24 protein-coding genes are annotated in these 20,780 nt (G+C 38.8%); 6 read left to right on the top strand and 18 right to left on the bottom strand.

The genetic code is table 11. The features are described 5' to 3' along the window. Nucleotides 1–9: 9 nt before the first annotated feature. From lacA to STO1_RS05370, 10 genes are all read right to left on the bottom strand, one after another. The gene (gene lacA / locus STO1_RS05325) at nucleotides 10–435 is read right to left on the bottom strand and encodes a galactose-6-phosphate isomerase subunit LacA (RefSeq protein ID WP_000029281.1); all 426 of its coding nucleotides are present in this window, start codon (nucleotides 433–435) and stop codon (nucleotides 10–12) included. 290 nt (nucleotides 436–725) lie between these two features. Further along, nucleotides 726–1,622, bottom strand: a complete 897-nt coding sequence (locus tag STO1_RS05330; RefSeq protein WP_096422312.1) for an aldose 1-epimerase family protein — start codon at nucleotides 1,620–1,622, stop codon at nucleotides 726–728. Nucleotides 1,623–1,724: 102 nt separating this feature from the next. After that, nucleotides 1,725–3,200, bottom strand: coding sequence for a PTS galactitol transporter subunit IIC (locus STO1_RS05335; RefSeq protein WP_096422314.1), 1,476 nt, complete (start codon nucleotides 3,198–3,200; stop codon nucleotides 1,725–1,727). A gap of 55 nt (nucleotides 3,201–3,255) precedes the next feature. Next, entirely contained in the window at nucleotides 3,256–3,561 is a 306-nt protein-coding gene (locus STO1_RS05340) for a PTS sugar transporter subunit IIB (RefSeq protein WP_000590551.1), read from the bottom strand. Nucleotides 3,562–3,598: 37 nt separating this feature from the next. After that, nucleotides 3,599–4,075: a PTS sugar transporter subunit IIA gene (locus tag STO1_RS05345; protein WP_000521983.1), complete on the bottom strand. Its 477-nt coding sequence runs from the start codon at nucleotides 4,073–4,075 to the stop codon at nucleotides 3,599–3,601. 191 nt (nucleotides 4,076–4,266) lie between these two features. Further along, complete coding sequence (locus STO1_RS05350) at nucleotides 4,267–4,956, bottom strand: sugar phosphate nucleotidyltransferase (RefSeq protein ID WP_000643949.1); 690 nt, start codon at nucleotides 4,954–4,956, stop codon at nucleotides 4,267–4,269. Nucleotides 4,957–4,967: 11 nt separating this feature from the next. After that, nucleotides 4,968–5,846, bottom strand: a complete 879-nt coding sequence (locus STO1_RS05355; RefSeq protein ID WP_096422316.1) for a DMT family transporter — start codon at nucleotides 5,844–5,846, stop codon at nucleotides 4,968–4,970. 1 nt (nucleotide 5,847) lies between these two features. Continuing rightward, nucleotides 5,848–6,705 carry a phosphotransferase family protein gene (locus tag STO1_RS05360; RefSeq protein ID WP_096422318.1) on the bottom strand — a complete coding sequence of 286 codons (858 nt, stop codon included), beginning with the start codon at nucleotides 6,703–6,705 and terminating at the stop codon, nucleotides 5,848–5,850. A 16-nt stretch (nucleotides 6,706–6,721) separates the two neighbouring features. Continuing rightward, nucleotides 6,722–7,744, bottom strand: a complete 1,023-nt coding sequence (locus STO1_RS05365; RefSeq protein ID WP_000609901.1) for a ribitol-5-phosphate dehydrogenase — start codon at nucleotides 7,742–7,744, stop codon at nucleotides 6,722–6,724. Between the two features lie 4 nt (nucleotides 7,745–7,748). After that, nucleotides 7,749–8,456 carry an IspD/TarI family cytidylyltransferase gene (locus tag STO1_RS05370; protein ID WP_000638514.1) on the bottom strand — a complete coding sequence of 236 codons (708 nt, stop codon included), beginning with the start codon at nucleotides 8,454–8,456 and terminating at the stop codon, nucleotides 7,749–7,751. 440 nt (nucleotides 8,457–8,896) lie between these two features. Here STO1_RS05370 and STO1_RS05375 point away from each other — a divergent pair, with 440 nt between their 5' ends. Further along, nucleotides 8,897–9,196, top strand: a complete 300-nt coding sequence (locus STO1_RS05375; RefSeq protein ID WP_070838646.1) for a YbaB/EbfC family nucleoid-associated protein — start codon at nucleotides 8,897–8,899, stop codon at nucleotides 9,194–9,196. 38 nt (nucleotides 9,197–9,234) lie between these two features. Here the strand turns inward: STO1_RS05375 and STO1_RS05380 are convergent, their stop codons facing one another. The 7 genes from STO1_RS05380 to glmU all read right to left on the bottom strand — a co-directional run bounded on the left by STO1_RS05380 (nucleotide 9,235) and on the right by glmU (nucleotide 15,215). Beyond that, nucleotides 9,235–10,998: a glycerophosphoryl diester phosphodiesterase membrane domain-containing protein gene (locus tag STO1_RS05380; protein WP_096422320.1), complete on the bottom strand. Its 1,764-nt coding sequence runs from the start codon at nucleotides 10,996–10,998 to the stop codon at nucleotides 9,235–9,237. Nucleotides 10,999–11,006: 8 nt separating this feature from the next. Then, nucleotides 11,007–11,597: a 3'-5' exonuclease gene (locus tag STO1_RS05385; protein ID WP_096422322.1), complete on the bottom strand. Its 591-nt coding sequence runs from the start codon at nucleotides 11,595–11,597 to the stop codon at nucleotides 11,007–11,009. Between the two features lie 81 nt (nucleotides 11,598–11,678). Further along, entirely contained in the window at nucleotides 11,679–12,173 is a 495-nt protein-coding gene (gene rocS / locus STO1_RS05390) for a chromosome segregation protein RocS (protein WP_096422324.1), read from the bottom strand. Nucleotides 12,174–12,249: 76 nt separating this feature from the next. Then, nucleotides 12,250–12,942, bottom strand: coding sequence for a 5'-methylthioadenosine/adenosylhomocysteine nucleosidase (locus STO1_RS05395; RefSeq protein ID WP_096422326.1), 693 nt, complete (start codon nucleotides 12,940–12,942; stop codon nucleotides 12,250–12,252). 15 nt (nucleotides 12,943–12,957) lie between these two features. Continuing rightward, the gene (gene macP, locus STO1_RS05400; protein WP_070800289.1) at nucleotides 12,958–13,269 is read right to left on the bottom strand and encodes a cell wall synthase accessory phosphoprotein MacP; all 312 of its coding nucleotides are present in this window, start codon (nucleotides 13,267–13,269) and stop codon (nucleotides 12,958–12,960) included. Between the two features lie 11 nt (nucleotides 13,270–13,280). Continuing rightward, on the bottom strand, nucleotides 13,281–13,826 hold the full coding sequence (locus STO1_RS05405) for an NUDIX hydrolase (protein ID WP_096422328.1): 546 nt from the start codon (nucleotides 13,824–13,826) through the stop codon (nucleotides 13,281–13,283). A gap of 9 nt (nucleotides 13,827–13,835) precedes the next feature. Further along, nucleotides 13,836–15,215, bottom strand: coding sequence for a bifunctional UDP-N-acetylglucosamine diphosphorylase/glucosamine-1-phosphate N-acetyltransferase GlmU (glmU, locus tag STO1_RS05410; protein ID WP_070800288.1), 1,380 nt, complete (start codon nucleotides 15,213–15,215; stop codon nucleotides 13,836–13,838). 155 nt (nucleotides 15,216–15,370) lie between these two features. On the opposite strand from glmU, the gene STO1_RS05415 reads away from it, so the two are divergent. From STO1_RS05415 to lysS, 5 genes are all read left to right on the top strand, one after another. Next, nucleotides 15,371–16,171 carry a glycoside hydrolase family 25 protein gene (locus STO1_RS05415; RefSeq protein ID WP_001227574.1) on the top strand — a complete coding sequence of 267 codons (801 nt, stop codon included), beginning with the start codon at nucleotides 15,371–15,373 and terminating at the stop codon, nucleotides 16,169–16,171. A 106-nt stretch (nucleotides 16,172–16,277) separates the two neighbouring features. Continuing rightward, the gene (locus STO1_RS05420) at nucleotides 16,278–17,120 is read left to right on the top strand and encodes a DUF368 domain-containing protein (protein WP_096422996.1); all 843 of its coding nucleotides are present in this window, start codon (nucleotides 16,278–16,280) and stop codon (nucleotides 17,118–17,120) included. Then, entirely contained in the window at nucleotides 17,120–17,602 is a 483-nt protein-coding gene (locus STO1_RS05425; protein WP_049479415.1) for an aminoacyl-tRNA deacylase, read from the top strand. The genes STO1_RS05420 and STO1_RS05425 overlap by 1 nt, the downstream gene beginning before the upstream one ends. Further along, nucleotides 17,602–18,225 (top strand): histidine phosphatase family protein, encoded by a 624-nt coding sequence (locus STO1_RS05430; RefSeq protein ID WP_096422330.1) that lies wholly within the window; start codon nucleotides 17,602–17,604, stop codon nucleotides 18,223–18,225. The genes STO1_RS05425 and STO1_RS05430 overlap by 1 nt, the downstream gene beginning before the upstream one ends. Nucleotides 18,226–18,363: 138 nt before the next feature. Further along, nucleotides 18,364–19,854 (top strand): lysine--tRNA ligase, encoded by a 1,491-nt coding sequence (gene lysS, locus STO1_RS05435; protein ID WP_096422332.1) that lies wholly within the window; start codon nucleotides 18,364–18,366, stop codon nucleotides 19,852–19,854. 74 nt (nucleotides 19,855–19,928) lie between these two features. Here lysS and STO1_RS05440 read toward each other — a convergent pair whose 3' ends face one another. Further along, nucleotides 19,929–20,768: an amino acid ABC transporter substrate-binding protein gene (locus STO1_RS05440; protein WP_096422334.1), complete on the bottom strand. Its 840-nt coding sequence runs from the start codon at nucleotides 20,766–20,768 to the stop codon at nucleotides 19,929–19,931. Nucleotides 20,769–20,780 lie beyond the last annotated feature (12 nt).

A 20,780-nucleotide genomic window follows, 5' to 3' on the forward strand; every position in this document is an offset into this window, starting at 1 on the left:
GTAATCTAATTAGCACATTTTGTTCAACATATCCACACGAATTTGGTGACGACCACCGTCATATTTACCGTTAACAAATCCTTTAGCAATGTTTTTAGCCAATTCATCACCAACAAGTTGTGCACCCATAGTGATCATACGTGAGTTGTTGTGTCCACGAGTCATATAAGCTGAACGTTCATCTGAAACTTCTGCAGCAACCATTCCTTTGATTTTAGTTGCGACCATGAATGGACCAGCACCATAAGCATCAATCACGATACCAAGGTTTTGTTCTTCTTTGTTTACTTCTGAAGCAACAGCAAGAGTCACATCAACAAAATCTTGACCTTCAGCTGTAACATCCACAACGTGGAAGTTTTCTTTTTCCAAGAAGTCTTTCACAACTTCTTTCAATCTCAAACCTGCAGCATCTGCACCGATAACAATAGACATATTGTATACTCCTTTTTATTTTTCTAGGCTAGTAAAGACTTTTATAGTTAGCAGTTTACCTACAAAAGGTTTTCTAGCAGTTTAGTGACAAATTTGATTGAATGAGATGAATATCACCTTATCCAAGTCCAGGAAATCAAGTTCCTAGAAACAAACTTTCTCCTCGAAAGAGAATATAACAAGTGGTTATTTGTTTGTTACAAACATCATTTGTTGCTTACAAACATAATATACTCCTATTTTTATAAAAAGTCAACAGTAAATGTTTGTTTTTGTGTTTTATTTTTTATCTAAAAGACTTCAATATCAAAGCCAATTTGATCCACTTGACCAGGTTCTAAGAGACGAACGTTTTTCTTATCTTCTAAATGATCTCCTTCTTCAAGAGATGTAGATAATCCAGACCAAGGTTCAAACGCAATGAATGGTCCCTTATTCAAAGTTGACCAAATGATGAGATTTGAGAACTCTGCAAAGTGGACTTTCAATCCCTTATCATGTTTACGAGAACGAAGGGCAATTGTTCTAGATTGCAATTCATCCAAGGTGACTGCATCTGTGCTGAAAAGATCATAACTAAGATCTATTTCTTTTTGCCCCTCTAGCCATGGACTTCTATCTTGAAAATCTAGCATACCCGTTTCTGGGAAAGGACGTGGGACAGAGCAAGTCTCTTCTTTCTCAAACTCTAAATAGTAATCTTCATAGACTTCATCATCAAATAGAGGACAATTAAATCCCGGATGGCCTCCGATAAAGTATGGCATAACTTTGCTAGTTTCTTTATTAAAGACTTTGTATTGGGTACGAACGGTCTTGCCAGTAACCCTATAAGTGATTTCAAGTCGAAAATGATAAGGATAGTTTTGATAAGTATTCTCATCATCTTCGATAGCGAAGGTTACACTGTTTTCAGTTTGATCAACTAATTCAAATTCTTTTTTGCGAACCAAACCATGTCGAGGAATAGTTCCTTTCGTCTCCGTTCCATCTCCGTGACTGTAGAAGGCTGTATCCTCTCTTAAAGAGCCACAGATTGGAAAAAGTACTGGAGCTTGCCCACTCCAATAGGTGGCATCTCCTTGCCACAAGTACTCAACGCAATCCCGATCCTTAATAGACGACAAGGCACCACCAAAAGTTTTAAATTGGACCGTCAATTGCTCTGATTTTATTTCAATTACCATTATTTTCTCCGATTTCTTGATAGTTTATAAAAAACTAGGCTGTCACTCCCCATTAGGAAACTGACAACCTAGTTTTCACAATTTACATTTTATAGGAGCGAATTATTTAGCATTTGCTGCGTATTCTTCATTACGTTTAATCATTTGTTTTCTATACCAAGCAAAGATACCTACATAGAATACAAGGAAGACTACTGCGCCAAGGATTGCTTTAATATCACCTGTTGTGGCATTACCAATTGCCCAACCAAGAAGTTTTTCGATTGGTCCTTCAAGAGTTGAATGAGTAATCAATTGAGTTTGACTCACACCTTCTGGGAAGGCACCCACACCTTTAGCAAGTTCAGTTGCAAATGGTGCAATAAGTGTACCTGAAAGAAGGAAGAGTGGCAACAAGAGAGTTCCGAAGATGATCATACGGAGCAATTTACCACGAGTAACAACCAAGAGAGCTGGAGTTACACCCATTGCGATGATACCCGCAAGTGGCAAGATACCATTTCCGACTTTAGAAAGAAGTACAGCTTCTACTAGCATGATTGGAGCAAGTACGTTGGCACAAGCCCAGATTTCAGCACGACCAGCGATGAAAGGCCAGTCAAGACCGATGTTAAATTTACGTCCTTGAAGACGTTTAGTAGCAACGTTTGTAATACCTTGTGAAAGTGGTTCCACGGCTGCGATGAACCAAGATCCGATAAGTGAGAAGAGTTCCAAAGATACACCAGCAGTCAAACCAAGGCTCAACCAACCTTTAATTACAAGTTCCCAAGAAGATGCATCTTCTACTCCAGCAACTGGATGTGGAGTTCCCATTAAACCAATAACGATACCAAGAATGAAACCGATGAAGAATTTAGATCCCCAGAAACCGATTTTCTTGTTCAATTTTGCAGCATCAAAGTCATATTTATCTAGACCTGGCAATACTTTATCAAAAATCTTATCCAAGACCATGATAACTGGGTTCATCATGTAGTTCATGTGAGTTGAAGTCATTGGTGATGAACTTGGTGCATTAAGAAGGTCGTCGAATGTTGGTTTCATCAAGTCAGAGTTGATGATTTTCAAAATACCTACAAGGACAACTGCTGCAGTTGCGATGAAAAGGGAAACCCCTTGGCTAACTCCATTGTTGTCTGCATACCATTTGATCAAAAGACCAGTGATTGACAAGTGCCAGATATCGAAGATATCAACGTCAAGTGTGTCTGTTTTCTTCATTGCAAGCATCACAACGTTGACAATCAACATCACAAGCAAGAAGTAAAGTGTCCAGGCAGAACCCCAAGTGATGGTAGCAAGTGGTGCCCAACCAACGTCAGTGATGTTCAATTGAATACCAGTGTTTTCAACGAATTTTGCAAGTGATGCTGAGAAAGCTCCGTTGAGCATACCGATAATAGCACCGATACCAGTAAGGGCGATGGCAAGTTTGATACCACCTTCAAGCGCTTTGGAGAATTTCACTCCAAAAAGTAGGGCCAATACTGTCAAAATGATCAGCATGATGATAGGGCCACCCATAGCCAAGATAGGTTTGAAGATATCGTTGGCCAGATTGATAATGACATCCATAATAGTTCCTCCCGTTTTTCTAAGTTATATGAATGTTAACAAGATAAAGGATAAATTAGCTTAGTCCATGTTCTTTGATAGCTGCTTCAATATTGTCAAATACTGGAGCACTCATCGCTGGAATACGGAACAAGATTGGTCCAGCTTCAATTACTGGAATTCCTGGTTCAAAACCAAGGTCAGTTGCAGCGATTGGCGTGAAGATATCGTATCCCTTGATAAGGTCTTCGTTTACATCTTTCACCATGACTGCATCACAGTGAACGTCATAACCACGATTTGATAGTTCTTCTTCTAGAGCACTTTTAATTTGGTGACTTGAGTTAACACCTGCACCGCAGGCAGCAAGGATTTTAATCATTTGGATTTCCTCCGATTTTAGATTTTAATAGACAAGATTAAGCTGTTGCTTCAGCAATATAAGCATAAAGTTTTTCTGGTTCAGAAATTTTTGATAGATCTTCTAGATGATCCTTCCCTGTAAAGAAATCCATCAACTGAGCCAGAATATTCGTTTGACTTGAACTTGAATTGTTAATGATAAAGAAGAGCAGTGAAACTTCAACCTCTCTATCAGGAGCAATCATATTGTGAAAAGTTACTGGTTTTTCTAATCGAACAACCACTACTTTCTCAGCTAGATTATGAACAATATCTGTATGAGGAATCGCTACATTTGGCAAATCCTTTCCTAGAAATTCCATATCTAAGCCAGTTGGAAATGACTTCTCACGCGCGATCAAGGCTTCACGATAAGTTGGAGTAACGATTTCTCGTTCTTCCAATAAGGTTGCCACCTGATTAAAAAGTTGTTCTTGATTATCCGCTTCTAAGCAAAACACTAGGTTTTTGTCAAAGAAATGATCTAACCCCATAACCTTTTCCCTTCTTTCAATTATCTTTTATGGTATAAGTATAACACTATATGAAATCGTTGTCAATATTTTTTTGTTTCATTTTGTTCATTTTTTTGTAATTTTTGTTTTGTTTCAAGAATATAATCAATATCAAACATTTCTATTTTAAAATCTACAAAAAAAGAAGGCTCAAGCCTTCTTCTCTTTCCTTACTCAATAGTAGATAAAATCTCTTCTAACTTATGGTAATCTTTTACACTATCAATTTCATAAATGCTATTGTCTTCTAATTCTTCAACATACACATCTAATTCTTTGATATTATCCTTAACCATGTTGTCCCAGTAGAGATCTACAAATTCACCACTTGCATATGCTTTGTCAATAAAGCCAACAATCTTCTCTGCAGTTGGAGCATCCCAGAATGAAACCCCACTCAAAATTCGACCAGCTTTGCTGTCAACAATGATGTCTTGAACCTTATAGTCATCACCATAAACCAAGAACCACTCGTTCGTACAGTCTTCACGATAAACGCTGAAATAGGTAGAACGTTTGAGATCGTTTCTAAACATATTTTTGAAAAGATAGTTATCTGCATCGATGACGTAGCTGTTAGCCAAATCTTCTTTTACTAGATAAAGTGAGTAAAAGTTATTGTAATCAGCATACTTGTCGTTAAAGACTAAACGGACACCATATTTCTCTTTTAGGTAGTCAAATTGTTCTTTTAGGTAACCGACAACTATGATAATCTCATCAATTCCTCTCTCTTTCAAAAACTCGATTTGGTATTCTACCAAAGGTTTTTGATTAACCTTAACCAAAGCTTTTGGGGTATTTTCAGTCATAGGGCGCAGACGAGTTCCTAATCCCGCTGCTAAAATAATCGCTTTCACATGAATCTCCTTTATTCTTTAATAATAATATAAACACCAGCCATAACAATAAGTGAAGTGATAATTGTCAGCATATCTAGCGGTGCACCTAAGAAAATAGCTGCAAATAAGACAGTCCAAACTACATAGCTCACATTCAAACCTGTCGCTTTCGCAGGTTGCAAACGATTAATAGCGATATAATAAGCTAAGTAGGAAATCATATCAAAGGCCGCAAAGACAATCAAGAGGCCGAATAATTGCCCATCTGCCACTTCTGCAAATGAATGGTGAGAAAAGAGCACAATCACAAGATAGGACAAGAATGAGGTTACTTGTCGGATTAACAAGGCTTCAATTTCACTTAATTCACTTTCCATGGCGTAGGAACTAAGAACACTTTCACTCCCCCAGGCAATGGCACAGATAAGGGCACAAAGAATCCCAATGTAAAACGAGTTTACTTGTTCAACCTTGTAAGTCTGAGCAATGATCGCTGCAATAATCAAGAAAACACCGAATACTGTATTCTTTGAAACCTTGTGTTTCAAAATGAAGAAGGCGAGCAAAACTGAAATTGCTGGGTAAATAGCCGATACAGATGAAGCTAGAGAACTACCGATATATTTAACCGCATAAAGATTGGCCTGCATGCCTATTGGTCCTGCTAGTAAAGCTCCGATAATTACACTTACATTTCGAATATTTAAGAAAATCGAGAAGCGAACTTTTCCTTCTTTTACCAAAAGAAAAGCTAACAAGATAAAGATACTCAAGAAATCATGAGCAGCAGCCACCACAAAAGGCGAAAGATTTGTAAAAATTGAAAAGATATAAGCACTAATCGTTAGACCTAATCCCCAGAAGATACCAGAGAGCAGACCAAAGGAAACACCATTTTTATTCTTCATCCTAACCTCCATAATAAGTCAAACCTTCGACAGCTCTTTGGTAACGGTTGATACCATAATCTCCAAAATCAGCTCCTTGAGCTTCTTTATACACTGTCCACAAACTCCAGATAGTATCTTGTAAGATTTTATAGATACGAATCTTCTCACGTGATACAGGCGTTTTATCACTTTCATAGTAGGAAAGGAAATCATCTTCCTCTTGCTTTGTAAATTCAGACTCTAAGAAAAGAGCTGCCAAATCCCACATCGGGTCATTCATAGAAGAGTATTCCCAGTCAATCAAATACAAACGACCTTGTGGTGACTCGATAAAGTTTTCTGGTACCAAATCGATGTGACAGGACTTTCTATCAACACCCAAATCAGCCAATCTCTTTTCTAGTGAAAATACATCTTTTCTTACAGTTTCATAGTTTTCATAAGGGATAGGTCCCTCAATCAAGGATTCATATTTGCTGATTTCCTCAAAAGGAGCAAATTCTCCTCTTAATTCTTTCCCTGAAGCGTGGATGGTTTGTAAAATTGGTGCAATCTTTTCAAACTTGGACTTGATTGATGTTGAATCAAGAGTTACTGCTGATTCGATGTACTCATTTACTTTGATCCCTGACTCAATATCAAAGAGATAATTTTTGACATCTAAATCTAAATCCTCTAAAAGTTCAAGATTGTACTTTTCATTTTGACGATTGATGAGTTTTTCAGTCCCTTTACCAAAAAATTTCACAATATACTGTTTGTTGGTTGTTTTAACCAAATAGTTTTGGTTGGTCATGCCTCCCAGCTGTTCAACACTGAGTACTTCCTCTTCATTAGATAGTAAAGAAGAAATTTTTTCTTTGATGAGTTTCTCCACAATTAACCTCCATCTTCTACACTTCCCACTTAAACACTGTTTTGAAAGCAGTATTTAGGTCTGTAGCAAAGACACGATGAATGTCCTTGATTTCTCTCACAGGTTCTTCAACATAAAGGATATTCTTCAGTCGATTCGCAAACTTTTTAACTTCCATCATTTGAATGGCCTTCTCAAAATCAACGCGTCCTGAGCGAGACGATCCCACTAATAACAATCCTTTTTCCAAAGCATCTCGTGTATTGATATTAACCTTGTATTCGCTCACTCCCATCATGAGAATCGTTCCCTGTGGACGAATATAACGAATCAAGTCATTGATAGCTGGACCTGTACCATCGCCACCACAACACTCAAATCCATGATCAAAGGTCAAATCCTCTGGGATATTATCCGTAATGTAGCACTCTTTTGCAAAAGAGAAGAGCTCCAGCTTTTCCCAATGGCGACCAATGACGATAATCTCTGCTTCTGGCAAGGTATAATTGATAATATTTGCAACCACAAAGGCCAAACTACCATCTCCGATAACTGCGATGCGCTCTCGCTTGCTATGAGCAAGATGTAGGAATCGATCCATGGCATGCATACCGACACTCACAAACTCGGTAATGGCGGCAACTGTGTCCTCGATGTCATTATAAGACACAACACGATCTTTGGGAAGAGAAACAAACTCTCTCATAAAGCCATCATAGCCACTAGATAGGAAGTAGGTTCCTGTCATGTAGTTCTCGTAGAACTCCTTGTCACTCTGCATAGGCGGTTGATTTGGAATCATGACCACCTTTTGACCGACTTCATAAGTCCCAGTCGGATCTGAAATAACAGTTCCACAAGACTCATGAATCATGGCCATAGGAAGCTTTTTAGCCAATATCTTTGGATCGCGTTTCCCTTGATAGTAACGTTGATCCGCATGACAAACCGCCATATAATTTGGACGAATCAGGATATGATTCTCCTGATCAATATCCTCTTCTTGGTATTTTACATTGATAAACTTTGGTTTTGTCAGTTGATAAATTTGATTAATCATAGCCTTAGTCTTTCTCAATCATGCTTTTTGCGATTTTCAAGTCTGTCACAGTTGTGATTTTAAGGTTTGAATATTCCCCTTTAGCTAGAGCAACATCTTTTCCTTTGATAACAAAAATCTTACATGCATCCGTTAGGATTTCCTTTTCTTGATCAGATAGGGAACCATACAAATCCATGAAATCCTTGCAGCGGAAGGTTTGAGGTGTCTGACCTTGATAGAGGTGAGCACGGTTTGGAATATCCGTGATAAACTGACCATTGGTGCTTTCAACAATGGTATCAACTGCTTCTACTACTGTATCAACTGCATCATGATTTTGAGCTAGCTTGATATTGTCCTGGATCATGCGAAGTGTGATAAAGGGACGAACTGAGTCGTGAGTAATCACGATATCTTCTGGAGTGATTGGACGATAGGCATCAATGGCTTCTATTATCTTCTCGATACTAGTATTGCGATCAGCACCACCCTTGGTAATGATGATACGGTCCTTGTGGAGAGAAAGATACTTGTCAACCAAGTCCTCAGCATGAGAGACCCAATCTCCATGAACTCCAACCACAATTTTTTCAATACTTGGTTCTAAAACAAATTTTTCAATTGTGTGAATCAAAATAGGACGATCACCCAACTCCAAGAATTGTTTAGGTAAATTACTGATTCCCATGCGTGTGCCAGTTCCTCCGGCTAGGATTCCTGCATAGATCATTTATATTCTCCTTTAGTTTATTCTAAAAAACTCATTACCATCTATTATATCACAATCTGTCTCCATCATGAAGAAAAGACAGAGTGTCATTTAGTATAATCAACACACCATTTAAGGTAAAAAGTGAACAATGTATTACTAAATCCAGAAAGATCATAACAAATTAAGAAATAAAATTAGGTTATCCTCTATATTAGCCATTCAACGTTCGGTTAATATAGAGTTCTTTAGAATATAATAGGAACCTTAAAGAAAACTTAAACAAAAATTATTTCTTTAGCAAAGGATACTGGATGTCCATAGTATATATCTTAAAAGTTGTTTGAGGGATTCATTATAAAAGCTCATATATCTCATGAATTAAACAAATAATAGACTTTTGCACCTAAAATTGATAAAATAAATAGAAAAATAATAGGAAAAGGAAACTGTAAACCGCCATGATGAATATGCAAAACATGATGCGCCAAGCACAAAAACTTCAAAAACAAATGGAACAAAGCCAAGCAGAACTTGCTGCCATGGAATTTGTTGGAAAATCAGCTCAGGACCTTGTCCAAGCAACTTTGACTGGAGATAAAAAAGTTGTCAGCATTGACTTCAACCCAGCAGTTGTAGATCCAGAAGATCTCGAAACACTTTCAGATATGACTGTTCAAGCAGTTAACGCTGCTCTTGAACAAATTGATGAAACGACTAAGAAGAAACTAGGAGCTTTCGCTGGAAAATTGCCTTTCTAATCCACAAAAAAAGAGAAACAGATGTTTCTCTTTTTTTCTTAGAAATCAAAGAATTCCATTGCTTTCTTTAAGAGTAATTCCGTATATTCCGGATCGTCTTGAGCCATTGTGACTTGTGACTGGACCATTTCAAGATCATCAGTAATCATGCCATCTGCACCGAGACGAACTGCTTTATCAAATGCCTCCGAACCATTTACGGTCCAAACGTAGAGTCTCTGATCAGTAGTCCAGAGTTTATTGACAAAGTATTCATCCAAAGTTGAGTACTCCATAGTGTAACCCGTTGCCTTGGTTCTTGGGAAGATACTGTTATAGGGAAGAATAAAGTAAACTGGAATTTCAGAATCATAAGTCAACACTTTATCAATCACATGGTAGTCTAGTGATTGCATCTGATGTCCATATTTCTTGATAGTCGCCCCATACTTTTCGAGGAAATGGTCCATCATTTGCGGACTATCTTTTTTACTGGTTTTAATCTCAATCAGCAATTTTTGGTTTAAAGCATTTGCACGCTCTAAATAGGCATCAAAGCTTGAAATCTTTGTTTGATAACCATTCTCGTAAATATCTGTATTTGTTAATTCATCCAGAGTCAAATCTTGCGGTGTAGCATTAATACCTGTTAAATTTTTGAGGTTGGCATCGTGCATCATCACGAACTGACCGTCTTTCGTTTCCTGCACATCCATTTCGACGAGGTCTGGTTTTAGTTGGGCTGTCTTTTCTAAAGACTGTACCGTATTTTGAACACCATTTTTATTACTTACTCCTCTGTGTGAAATCACTAAAGGTGTATTGGTATCCGGAGACTCCAGATAGATATAACCTTCTAAAGCAAAAAAGATACTTGCACACCCCATGACTCCCCATCTCATCAGATGGTCTTTCTTTCTCCTTGGCATGATCTCCAACTCTTCTCCCGTCAGGAAGGAAACAAACTTCACTAGGAAATAAGTCAGGGTCATGTAATGGAGGTTTTTAATCAAGATAAAATTAATCACACCAAGAATCAAGGATTCTTTTTGAGTAAAATTATCCATTACAGCCTGAGCAAAGAGCAAGGGAATTAACAAGACAAAGAAGAAGAGATAGGTTTTAATGATAATGAGTAGGAGATGCCAAGAGAAGAAAAGGACGTTTTTCTTCGTCTTTTGGAGACTATATTTCACACTTTCTCTTACTGTCTTTCTTTCAAAGAGAATCTTAGGAAGAGCAAACATGAAACGAACAGAAATGTAGAGAAAGATCCAAGCGGATGCTATGATCAACAGCCCTACCAGCCAGTTCTTATCTTCTAGATATGTAACGATAAAATCGGGGATAATAATTTTATTGAGATAGTAGATTTTTAAAATTTTCCTAATAAAAGGAAAAAGTAGAGCTACATAAAAGAAGACAAAGGCCATCTTACAAAAGCTCAATCGTTTGACAAATAGAAAGCTCTGGTGAAAGACTTTTCGACTATATTCAATCAGGGTTCTCTTTTCATGGTAGAGAAGGTGACGCGCCCCGATGAACAAAAGACAGATTTGAAAATAAGCCACTAAAAGATTGATTGCTATTAAAATGAGAAAGGCTAAACTGACAAAAGGCGAGCCTTGTATAATCGCCCAAAAGTTATTGTAGGAGATAAACAAGTAACCTGTTTGTCTTAGAAGTATGCCAGCTATCCATGAATTCAATGGTAACCAAACAAACTCTACCATCATGAAAATCAAGAAAAATAGAAATAGTATTTTATCTAGGTTATAGTAAATTTTCCTAAAACCTAGCTTTTTAGGTTTTTCAGGTTTCATAGGCACTCCTAATCTAAAAATTGAGATAAGTCTAAGCTATTAAAGGGATTCATAGAAAAACTACTCTGGTCTTCTAATAATAGCTTTCCTTCATCCGATTCCAAAAATGCTTCGTAAACACGCGCCGTCATGCGGGCATCCTCTAAACTATTATGAGACTTCCCATGAAAACCTAAAAAATTCGCTACAGTTTGCAATTTAAGATTGGCTATGCCGTGTAAGTCAGAACTACGCCGTTCAAAAGCCTCATCATATAAATCAACCTTATACTGGTCATGATAGTCCAAGCCATGTTCCAAGAGAATAGGCAGATCACTTTTAGCCGCATTGTATCCAACTATAGGTAAATTGCCAACAAAAATCTGAAAATCCCTTAAAACTTGCTCCACCATTGGCGCATCTTTCAAGGTTTCAGCTGTGATTCCAGTCAAGCCATTGATAAAACTCTTCAAAGGCGCTGTAGTATGAACATAAGAATCAAAGGCACCTATTTCTTGACCATTTTGAAAGCGAACTGCCGATACCTGAATTAAATGGGTAACCCCTTCGTATTGATTGAACTCCAAATCAAAGGCAATATAATCTCTTAATTTTTCCATCTTTTACCTCAGTTCCGACTCAATTTAAACCATAAATAATAAAAGAAGCTATCAGGTTAGTGAATAACTCAAACAGCTTCTTTATTTTCCTCCAAATAAGCGAGCAAAAAAGCCTTTTTTGGTAGCTTGAACTTCTTCTTTTGCTTGATCCAACTCTAGTTTCAAGGTTTCTTGATCCTTCATAGCTTGAAGAGTTAACTGTTGCTGTTGGTCCAACTGTTTGTCCTTTTCTGCAATCTGTCGATCTTTAACACGCATCTGTTCATCTTTTTCTACCAACTGCTGGTCTTTGGCCTTGAGCTGCTCATATAAACGAAGAATTTCAGCATTTTTCTCATCGACTAAGATTTCCATCAGTTCGCGTTGTTTGACATCATCACTGACTGGTTCATCTTCAAAAATCGTTTTTTTATAGATTTCTTCTAGCTTAATCAAGCCACTTCGAGTAACTACAGTTACACCTTTGTCATTTTTTTTCGTGTCCTCTTCTGGAAGTTCTTTGACACGATTGTTGATTGCTTGACGAGAGAGTCCTAAGACCTCTGCAATCTCACTGACGGTCATTTCAATACTCATAATATCCTCTGAAACGTTTTCTAGCTTTTCTTTATTTAAATCTTATCATAAGCTAGATAAACTGTCAAATTTCCGCTTAATCTAAGGCCTTTAAAAAGGCTAGTAAGACTTGGGCAGAACGACGTCCAGCTTCGATAATAAACTCATCAAAAGAGATAGAGGCTTCGTGATTGGCATTGTCACTCATGGCACGAATGACTAGGAAAGGTAGGCCAAGAGCCTGAGCTGCTTGTGCAATAGCAGCCCCTTCCATTTCAACTGCTAAAACATCAGGAAAGTGGGATTTGATACTAGCAATCTTATCATCTCCAGCTATAAAGCTATCTCCTGTAGCAATCAAGCCTAGGTGCCAGGTCTGTTCTAACTGAGATAGACTCTCTTGGATTTTGGCTACAAAGGTTTTGTCTGATTCAAAATAAAGCGGTTGTTGCGCCATTTGGCCATAAGCATAGCCAAAAGCAGTCACATCCACATCATGGTAAGCTAGTCTATCTGCAATCACGACATCACCAACAGCAATCCCATCTGCAAGAGCACCTGCTGATCCTGTGTTGATGATAGCTTCTACTTGGAAATGGTCAGCTAGAATAGCTACACTCATAGCCGACATGACCTTTCCAATCCCACTCTGAACTAGAACGACTTCTGTATTGCCAACAGAGCCAGTGTAGTAGGTGTTTCCCAAGACTTGGATTTCTTGAGTTTTGTCCAAGTTCTGAGTCAAATATAGGAGTTCTTCTGGCATGGCAGCAATGATTCCAATTTTCATTTCAAGTCCTTTCAATTACAAGAGTTTCATCGCTAAAATTAACAAAATCAAAAGTAGGATAACTGCAAACAAGATGCGATTGAGTTTCGAATTAAAAACATTTCTCTTAGTGTTCTCAATGCGGCGACTCTTATGAATTGTTGGTTCTACTTCGATTGTAAGTGTATCTTGACTAAAACCGTGGTCTCTAGAGTGTGAATAACCAAAATGTTGTGAAGATGTTGGTAGGATCTTTGTTTCCTCATCATCTTGAAGAGGTGGTCCTGAGATTTTCTCACCACGATTGGCACGTTCAATCATTTCGTCTGTTAATAAAGGTTTTCCCATGGGTTGCTCCTCTATTTCTTTTGTAGTTCCCAGTACTGGATCGCCATAATGGTCTTGGCATCACAGATATGACCTGACTGGATCAGGTTCTTGGCTTCCTCTAGACCTACTTCTAGGACTTCCAAGGTTTCATCATCATCTTGAGGACGAGGATTTTCCACCTTAACCAAATCACTGGCGAGATAGAGTTTTAGTTTTTCATTACAAAATCCAATCGCAGAATAGAAATCGTACAACAGTTCTAACTTAGCTGTGTAGGCAACTTCTTCTTCCAATTCACGAAGGGCCGCCGCCATTGGATCAGCATTTTCACCAAGTTCAAGTTTACCAGCAGGAATCTCATAAGAAACCGCCTCAATAGCTTTTCGGTATTGCTTAACGAGAACGATTTTGTCTTCAGCTGTCACAGCTAATACACAAACAGCTCCATTGTGAAAAATCAAGTCACGTTGGGCAGTCCCCTTTCCTTCTGGTAGTTCCACCTGGTCTTGTACTAGTTTGAAAATAGGACCTTGATAGATTTCCTTCCGACTAATCGTTTTTTCTTCAAATTCCATGACAAACTCCTACTGGTTCTTTGGATGATGAGGGAGGCGAGTCGCATATTCATCTTTGTTGACCTGACGTCCACGGCCGATAGCAATGGCATCAGCAGGAACATTCTTGGTAATGGTTGATCCCGCTCCAACCAGAGAATTATCCCCAAGTTCTACAGGAGCAATAATAGTTGAGTTTGAGCCAACAAAGACATTATTGCCAATGACAGTTTTGTATTTATTTTTGCCATCGTAGTTGACTGTAATAGTTCCTGCACCGAAATTAACGTTGCTACCCACTTCACAGTTTCCAATATAAGTCAAATGACCCGCCTTGGTATTTTCACCGATTGAAGATCCTTTTACTTCAACAAAATTTCCAATGTGAACTTGAGCAGCCAGACTTGAACCTGGACGAATATGGGCATACGGGCCAACAGTCACGCCGTCTGCAACTGTACTTTCCTCAATCATAGAGTTGGTAATCACAGCTCCAGCTCCGATAGTGCTATCCACTACGTAAGTACCGTTTGTCAAAACAGTCTCAGCACCAATCTTCGTTTGACCTTTCAAGGTAACATTAGCTTCGATTTGGACTTCGGGAGCAATCTCAACATCAATGTCGATGTAAGTTGCTTCCGGATTGACAAAACTAACACCATTAACCATATGCTTTTGGTTGATACGGCGACGCATCACTGCTTCTGCAGTCGCAAGAGCTACACGGTCATTTACGCCAAGACTTTCATCAAAATCCTTGAGAGTATAGGCCCCAACCTTTTCACCCGCATTACGGAAAATACCAATCACGTCAGTAATATAGTACTCACCTTGGGCATTGTTGGTGTTGATGTTTTTAAGGGCTTCAAAAAGACGCTCATTGTCAAATACATAAGTTCCTGTATTGATTTCCTTAATTTGCTTTTCAAAGTCTGTGGCATCTTTCTGCTCAACAATACGAAGAACTTCAGCATTATCGTTACGGACGATACGACCGTATCCGAAAGGATTTGCCGCTTCAGCTGTTAGAATCGTCGCAACATTTTTGTGGTTGATATGGAAATCCAAGAGGTTTTTCAAACTTTCACCTGTAATCAGAGGAGTATCCCCAGCGATAACCAAAGTATGACCAGAGCAATTTTGCAAAATTGGCTCTGCCATCATGACAGCATGCCCAGTTCCTAGTTGTTCTGTTTGGGTAACAAAGTCTGTCTGACCGGCTAATACTTGCTCAACTAGCTCTGCCTTGTGACCAACTACAGTAACTGTTTTTTCAGGTTGAATAGCACCAACACTACGAAAAACATGTTCCAACATCGAAATTCCAGCTACTTTGTGAAGTACCTTTGGAAGATCTGATTTCATGCGAGTACCTTTTCCCGCTGCTAAAATAATGGCATAATTTGACATAATCTTCTCTTTTCTCTAGAAATTCCCTTATATTATACCATAATTTAGTTTCTTAGGAGTAAACAAACAGAGAAATAGGGAAAAGACGCCCATATATTCACTTTTTCCGATGTTTTCTTTGATTTTTTTATCTATTTACGTTAAACTATTTAAATATGAGAAAAAAGATTCATCCAGCTATTATTTTTACTTTATTTACTATATTTATAGCTATTTTGATCCTCAATAGACCAACTTATGAAGACCATCCCGTCAAGTCAAAACCAAATGCTGTCCAGGTTGAAAATCAGGCCTTGCATAATCTTGACAAACCTATTATTGATGTCTCTGGTTGGCAAAGACCTGAGGAAATCAACTACGATACCTTGTCTCAAAATATTTCAGGTGTTATTGTTCGCGTCCACAATGGGGCTCAACATACTGAAAAAAATGATGCCGCTTATGCCAATGGTATTGATAAAGCCTATAAAAGTCATATTACAGAATTTCAAAAGCGCAATGTCCCAGTTGGAGTCTATGCCTATCTAGCTAGCCCCAGCAAGGAAGAAATGGAAAAAGCCGCTGAAGTTTTCTATAATGCTGCTTCTCCTTACAACCCTAGTTACTATTGGTTGGACGTGGAAGAAAAAACAATGTCTGATATGAATGAAGGGGTTGAAGCCTTTCGTGCTAAACTGGAATCTTTAGGTGCTAAAAACATCGGCATCTATATTGGAGTTTACTTCATGCAAGAACACAGTATCAATACAGATAAGTTTACTGCTATTTGGATTCCTTCCTACGGGACAGACTCTGGTTACTTTGAAACAACACCCAATACCAGTTTAGACTACGACCTCCATCAATACACTTCAAAAGGAAGAATTGCTGGATTTGAACATCATTTAGATATTAATCTTATTTCTACCTTGAAGGAAAAAGAAGAAACCTTCAGAAAACTATTTTTAAGACCATAAGACAAGTGAAAATCGCTCTCTTTTTCACTTGTTTTTTCATTTTCTCCTCGTCTGTGTTATAATTGATAGAATAGAGAAAGAATTTTATGAAATTGAGGATTTTATGATGTTTTCATGGATTGCAAGAGTTATTAAAGGAATCGTCATCGCCTTAGGATTTATCTTACCAGGAATTTCAGGCGGTGTTTTGGCAGCTATTTTGGGAATTTACGAGCGAATGATTAGCTTTCTGGCTCATCCCTTTAAGGATTTTAAAGAGAATGTCCTATACTTTATCCCAGTAGCAATCGGGATGTTGCTAGGCATTGGTTTGTTTTCTTATCCAATCGAGTGTCTGCTAGAAAATTACCAGGTCTATGTTTTATGGAGTTTTGCTGGAGCTATCATCGGTACAGTTCCAAGTCTCCTTAAAGAATCTACTCGAGAATCTGATCGTGATAAGATTGACCTAGTCTGGTTCTGGACTACCTTTATCCTTTCGGGTGTCGGGCTATACGCACTAAATTTTGTTGTTGGGTCTCTTAGTGCCAGTTTCGCTAGTTTCATCTTAGCGGGTGCTCTTTTAGCTCTAGGTGTCTTGGTGCCTGGTTTAAGTCCGTCAAATCTACTCTTGATTTTAGGGCTGTACGCTCCAATGCTAACTGGTTTTAAGACCTTTGATTTATTCGGAACCTTCCTTCCTATTGGGATTGGTGCAGGAGCAACCCTCATCATTTTTTCAAAATTAATGGACCATGCCTTGAACAACTACCACTCCCGTGTTTATCACTTTATTATTGGAATTGTGCTATCAAGCACCCTCTTGATTTTGATTCCAAATGCTGGAAGTGCTGAAAGCATCCAATACACTGGACTTTCTATCGTGAGTTATGTTCTCATCGCCTTCTTCTTTGCACTTGGTATTTGGCTTGGTATCTGGATGAGTCAATTGGAGGATAAATATAAATAATGGCAAAGAAAGTGAAGATTAAAAAAACCTTGGTCGAACAAATTTTGACCAAGGCGGGTATTGACCATACTGGTATTCAGATCAACGCGCTTGAGGGTGAACTTCCTTCGGAATATGATCGAACACATATCTTTAAAACCTTGGCTCTGCTGGGTGATAAGACGGGGCCAATCATCGGAATCGTTCCCATAACAGAACACCTCGCTGAGAAAAAACTAGCAAAGGTTTCTGGTAATAAAAAAGTGAGTATGATTCCACAAAAAGATTTGGAAAAAACGACAGGCTATATTCATGGGGCTAATAACCCTGTCGGCATTCGCCAAAAACATAATTATCCCATTTTTATTGATCAGACTGCTTTGGATTTAGACAAAATGATTGTCTCTGCTGGAGAAGTCGGGCATAGTATCATCATCCGACCTCAAGACTTAGCCAGCTTTGTAAAAGCGGACTTTGCTGACATCTTGGAGGAAAATAACTGATGAAACTCTATTTTGTCCGTCATGGTCGGACTGTCTGGAATCTTGAAGGACGTTTTCAAGGTGCTAGCGGCGACTCTCCCCTTCTTCCAGAGTCCATTGACGTTTTAAAACAACTGGGGCAGTATCTCAAGGAGATACCTTTTGATACGATTTATTCTAGTGATTTACCCAGAGCAGTTAAGTCTGCTGAAATTATCCAAAGTCAACTCCAGTCCCCTTGTCCTTTAAAGAGCATTCCTAACCTACGTGAATGGCAACTTGGAAAACTAGAGGGATTAAAAATCGCTACGCTCAATGCCATCTACCCACAGCAAATCAAGGCCTTTCGCTCTAATCTGGCCCAGTTTGATACGAGGATGTTTGAAGCCGAATCTCTCTACTCTACGACTCAGCGAACCATTCAGTTTATCAAATCTCTGAAAGGAAGTCCGGCTGAAAACATTCTGATCGTTGGTCATGGAGCAAATCTTACTGCTAGCCTTCGTACACTTTTAGGCTATAAAGAAGCTCACCTCCGCAAAGATGGAGGCTTGGCCAATGCTAGTCTGACAGTTTTAGAGACCGATGATTTTGAAACCTTCACTCTGGAAAGATGGAATGACACTTCCTATCAAGAAAAATAATGGAACTTGATCTTAATGGTCAAGTTCTTTTTAGTTTTCAAAGAATATCCGTGAATTTCTTTACTATTTATGATAAAATGGGAGTATCGCAAAAAATGACTCATCGTATCAAATTTTGAGTAAAATTAGGAGGAACCCATGTCTACAGAACATATGGAAGAACTAAATGACCAGCAGATCGTTCGCCGTGAAAAAATGGCTGCGCTCCGTGAACAAGGAATCGATCCCTTCGGAAAACGTTTTGAACGTACTGCTAACTCTCAAGAACTAAAAGACAAATTTGCAGAACTTGATAAAGAACAATTACATGAATTAAATGAAACTGCTACTATCGCTGGACGCTTAGTAACTAAACGTGGAAAAGGGAAAGTTGGCTTTGCCCATCTCCAAGACCGTGAAGGTCAAATCCAAATCTACGTTCGTAAAGATGAAGTCGGTGAAGAAAACTACGAAATCTTCAAAAAGGCTGACCTCGGTGACTTCCTCGGTGTCGAAGGTGAAGTCATGCGTACGGATATGGGTGAACTCTCTATCAAGGCAACTCATATCACTCACTTGTCTAAAGCACTTCGCCCACTTCCAGAGAAATTCCACGGTTTGACAGACGTTGAAACCATCTATCGTAAACGTTACCTTGACTTGATTTCTAACCGCGAAAGCTTCGAACGTTTTGTTACTCGTTCAAAAATTATCTCTGAAATCCGTCGTTATCTAGATCAAAAAGGCTTCCTTGAAGTGGAAACACCTGTCCTTCACAATGAAGCTGGTGGTGCTGCTGCTCGTCCATTTATCACTCACCACAACGCCCAAAACATTGACATGGTGCTTCGTATCGCGACCGAGCTTCACTTGAAACGCCTTATCGTTGGTGGTATGGAACGTGTTTATGAAATTGGCCGTATCTTCCGTAACGAAGGAATGGACGCTACTCATAACCCTGAGTTTACTTCTATCGAAGTTTACCAAGCTTATGCTGACTTCCAAGATATCATGGATTTGACCGAAGGCATTATCCAACACGCTGCTAAGGCAGTTAAGGGAGATGGTCCAGTTAACTACCAGGGCACTGAAATTAAGATCAACGAACCATTTAAACGTGTTCACATGGTAGATGCTATCAAGGAAATTACTGGTGTAGACTTCTGGCAAGACATGACTTTCGAGGAAGCTAAAGCTATCGCTGCTGAGAAGAAAGTTCCAGTTGAAAAACACTACACTGAAGTTGGTCACATTATCAACGCCTTCTTTGAAGAGTTCGTTGAAGAAACCTTGATTCAACCAACCTTTGTCTATGGTCATCCAGTAGCTGTCTCTCCACTCGCGAAGAAAAATCCTGAAGACGAACGCTTTACTGACCGTTTCGAGCTCTTCATCATGACTAAGGAGTACGGTAATGCCTTTACTGAGTTGAACGACCCAATCGACCAGCTTAGCCGTTTCGAATCCCAAGCAAAAGCTAAAGAACTTGGTGATGATGAAGCAACAGGTATCGATTACGACTACATTGAAGCTCTTGAATACGGTATGCCACCAACAGGTGGTTTGGGTATCGGTATCGACCGTCTCTGCATGCTCCTCACTGATACAACTACTATCCGTGATGTATTGCTCTTCCCAACAATGAAATAAACTCTTATCCTCTGGTACTTGCCAGAGGATTTTTCGATACAAAAAGAGACTGAGAAAAAACTCAATCTCTTTTCTTATTCTTGATTTTTAACTTGACTGGTGGCTACATCTTCCCCAAACCATTTCTGGCTGATTTCCTGAAATTTTCCTTCTTGGTATAGTGATACAAAAGCTTGATTCAGAGCAGCTAGCAAAGTTTTATCAGCAGGTCTAACACCCACTGCAAAAGCTTCACTTTCAAATCCAACTGAAAAGACATTGTAGTCATTTAATATTCCTTCAGACTGGAGATAATAATTGGCATATACCCGGTCAATCACAAGGGCATCAATCCGATCATTTTTTAAATCAATCAAGGCTTCATTGAAACTTTGGTATTGATTGGCCTTCTGGTCTTTCACTCGGTTCTTGAGTAGTTCGGGTTGTCCTTCAAAATTCAAATAGCCAGAAGATCCTGCCTGGGCCCCTAAAACTTTGTCAGTCATATCCTGAATTGAGTGGATATTTTGAGACTTTTTAGAGACCAAAACTTGTTGATTTTCCATGTAAGGAATGGTAAAGGCAACCTTCTCTTTCCGTTCATTTGTTGCTGTATAGCCATTCCAGATGGCATCAATAGTACCATTTTGTAGTTCGGTTTCTTTCATATCCCAGTCGATGGGTTGAAATTTAATCTGAATTCCTAGCTTTTCAGAAACAGCTTGGGCTAGGTCGATATCAAAGCCCGCATACTGGCCATTCTTTTCCTCAAATCCCATGGGAACAAAGGTATTGTCAAAGCCAATGGTAATGCTTCCCTGTTTTTGATATTTGGCCCAATTATCCTGATTTGGATCACTTGCCTTCTGAGTACAAGCCGTCAGGAAGAAGCTAAAGAACAGAGCAAGTACAAGGGCAATTTTCTTTCTCTTCATAGGCACCTCCTA

This window comes from Streptococcus oralis subsp. tigurinus (assembly GCF_002356415.1).
GTDB classification, from domain to species: domain Bacteria; phylum Bacillota; class Bacilli; order Lactobacillales; family Streptococcaceae; genus Streptococcus; species Streptococcus oralis_F.

Bases quoted from the DNA above. Each gene is read 5' to 3' on its own strand.
- STO1_RS05420 (WP_096422996.1), top strand. From the start codon at position 16,278: ATGTTTTCATGGATTGCAAGAGTTATTAAAGGAATCGTCATCGCCTTA.
- lacA (WP_000029281.1), bottom strand. From the start codon at position 435: ATGTCTATTGTTATCGGTGCAGATGCTGCAGGTTTGAGATTGAAAGAA.
- STO1_RS05425 (WP_049479415.1), top strand. From the start codon at position 17,120: ATGGCAAAGAAAGTGAAGATTAAAAAAACCTTGGTCGAACAAATTTTG.
- STO1_RS05335 (WP_096422314.1), bottom strand. From the start codon at position 3,200: ATGGATGTCATTATCAATCTGGCCAACGATATCTTCAAACCTATCTTG.
- STO1_RS05365 (WP_000609901.1), bottom strand. From the start codon at position 7,744: ATGATTAATCAAATTTATCAACTGACAAAACCAAAGTTTATCAATGTA.
- glmU (WP_070800288.1), bottom strand. From the start codon at position 15,215: ATGTCAAATTATGCCATTATTTTAGCAGCGGGAAAAGGTACTCGCATG.
- STO1_RS05440 (WP_096422334.1), bottom strand. From the start codon at position 20,768: ATGAAGAGAAAGAAAATTGCCCTTGTACTTGCTCTGTTCTTTAGCTTC.
- STO1_RS05430 (WP_096422330.1), top strand. From the start codon at position 17,602: ATGAAACTCTATTTTGTCCGTCATGGTCGGACTGTCTGGAATCTTGAA.
- STO1_RS05370 (WP_000638514.1), bottom strand. From the start codon at position 8,456: ATGATCTATGCAGGAATCCTAGCCGGAGGAACTGGCACACGCATGGGA.
- STO1_RS05355 (WP_096422316.1), bottom strand. From the start codon at position 5,846: ATGAAGAATAAAAATGGTGTTTCCTTTGGTCTGCTCTCTGGTATCTTC.
- rocS (WP_096422324.1), bottom strand. From the start codon at position 12,173: ATGAGTATTGAAATGACCGTCAGTGAGATTGCAGAGGTCTTAGGACTC.
- STO1_RS05395 (WP_096422326.1), bottom strand. From the start codon at position 12,942: ATGAAAATTGGAATCATTGCTGCCATGCCAGAAGAACTCCTATATTTG.
- STO1_RS05330 (WP_096422312.1), bottom strand. From the start codon at position 1,622: ATGGTAATTGAAATAAAATCAGAGCAATTGACGGTCCAATTTAAAACT.
- STO1_RS05385 (WP_096422322.1), bottom strand. From the start codon at position 11,597: ATGGAAAAATTAAGAGATTATATTGCCTTTGATTTGGAGTTCAATCAA.
- STO1_RS05415 (WP_001227574.1), top strand. From the start codon at position 15,371: ATGAGAAAAAAGATTCATCCAGCTATTATTTTTACTTTATTTACTATA.
- STO1_RS05375 (WP_070838646.1), top strand. From the start codon at position 8,897: ATGATGAATATGCAAAACATGATGCGCCAAGCACAAAAACTTCAAAAA.
- STO1_RS05340 (WP_000590551.1), bottom strand. From the start codon at position 3,561: ATGATTAAAATCCTTGCTGCCTGCGGTGCAGGTGTTAACTCAAGTCAC.
- macP (WP_070800289.1), bottom strand. From the start codon at position 13,269: ATGGGAAAACCTTTATTAACAGACGAAATGATTGAACGTGCCAATCGT.
- lysS (WP_096422332.1), top strand. From the start codon at position 18,364: ATGTCTACAGAACATATGGAAGAACTAAATGACCAGCAGATCGTTCGC.
- STO1_RS05345 (WP_000521983.1), bottom strand. From the start codon at position 4,075: ATGGGGTTAGATCATTTCTTTGACAAAAACCTAGTGTTTTGCTTAGAA.
- STO1_RS05405 (WP_096422328.1), bottom strand. From the start codon at position 13,826: ATGGAATTTGAAGAAAAAACGATTAGTCGGAAGGAAATCTATCAAGGT.
- STO1_RS05380 (WP_096422320.1), bottom strand. From the start codon at position 10,998: ATGAAACCTGAAAAACCTAAAAAGCTAGGTTTTAGGAAAATTTACTAT.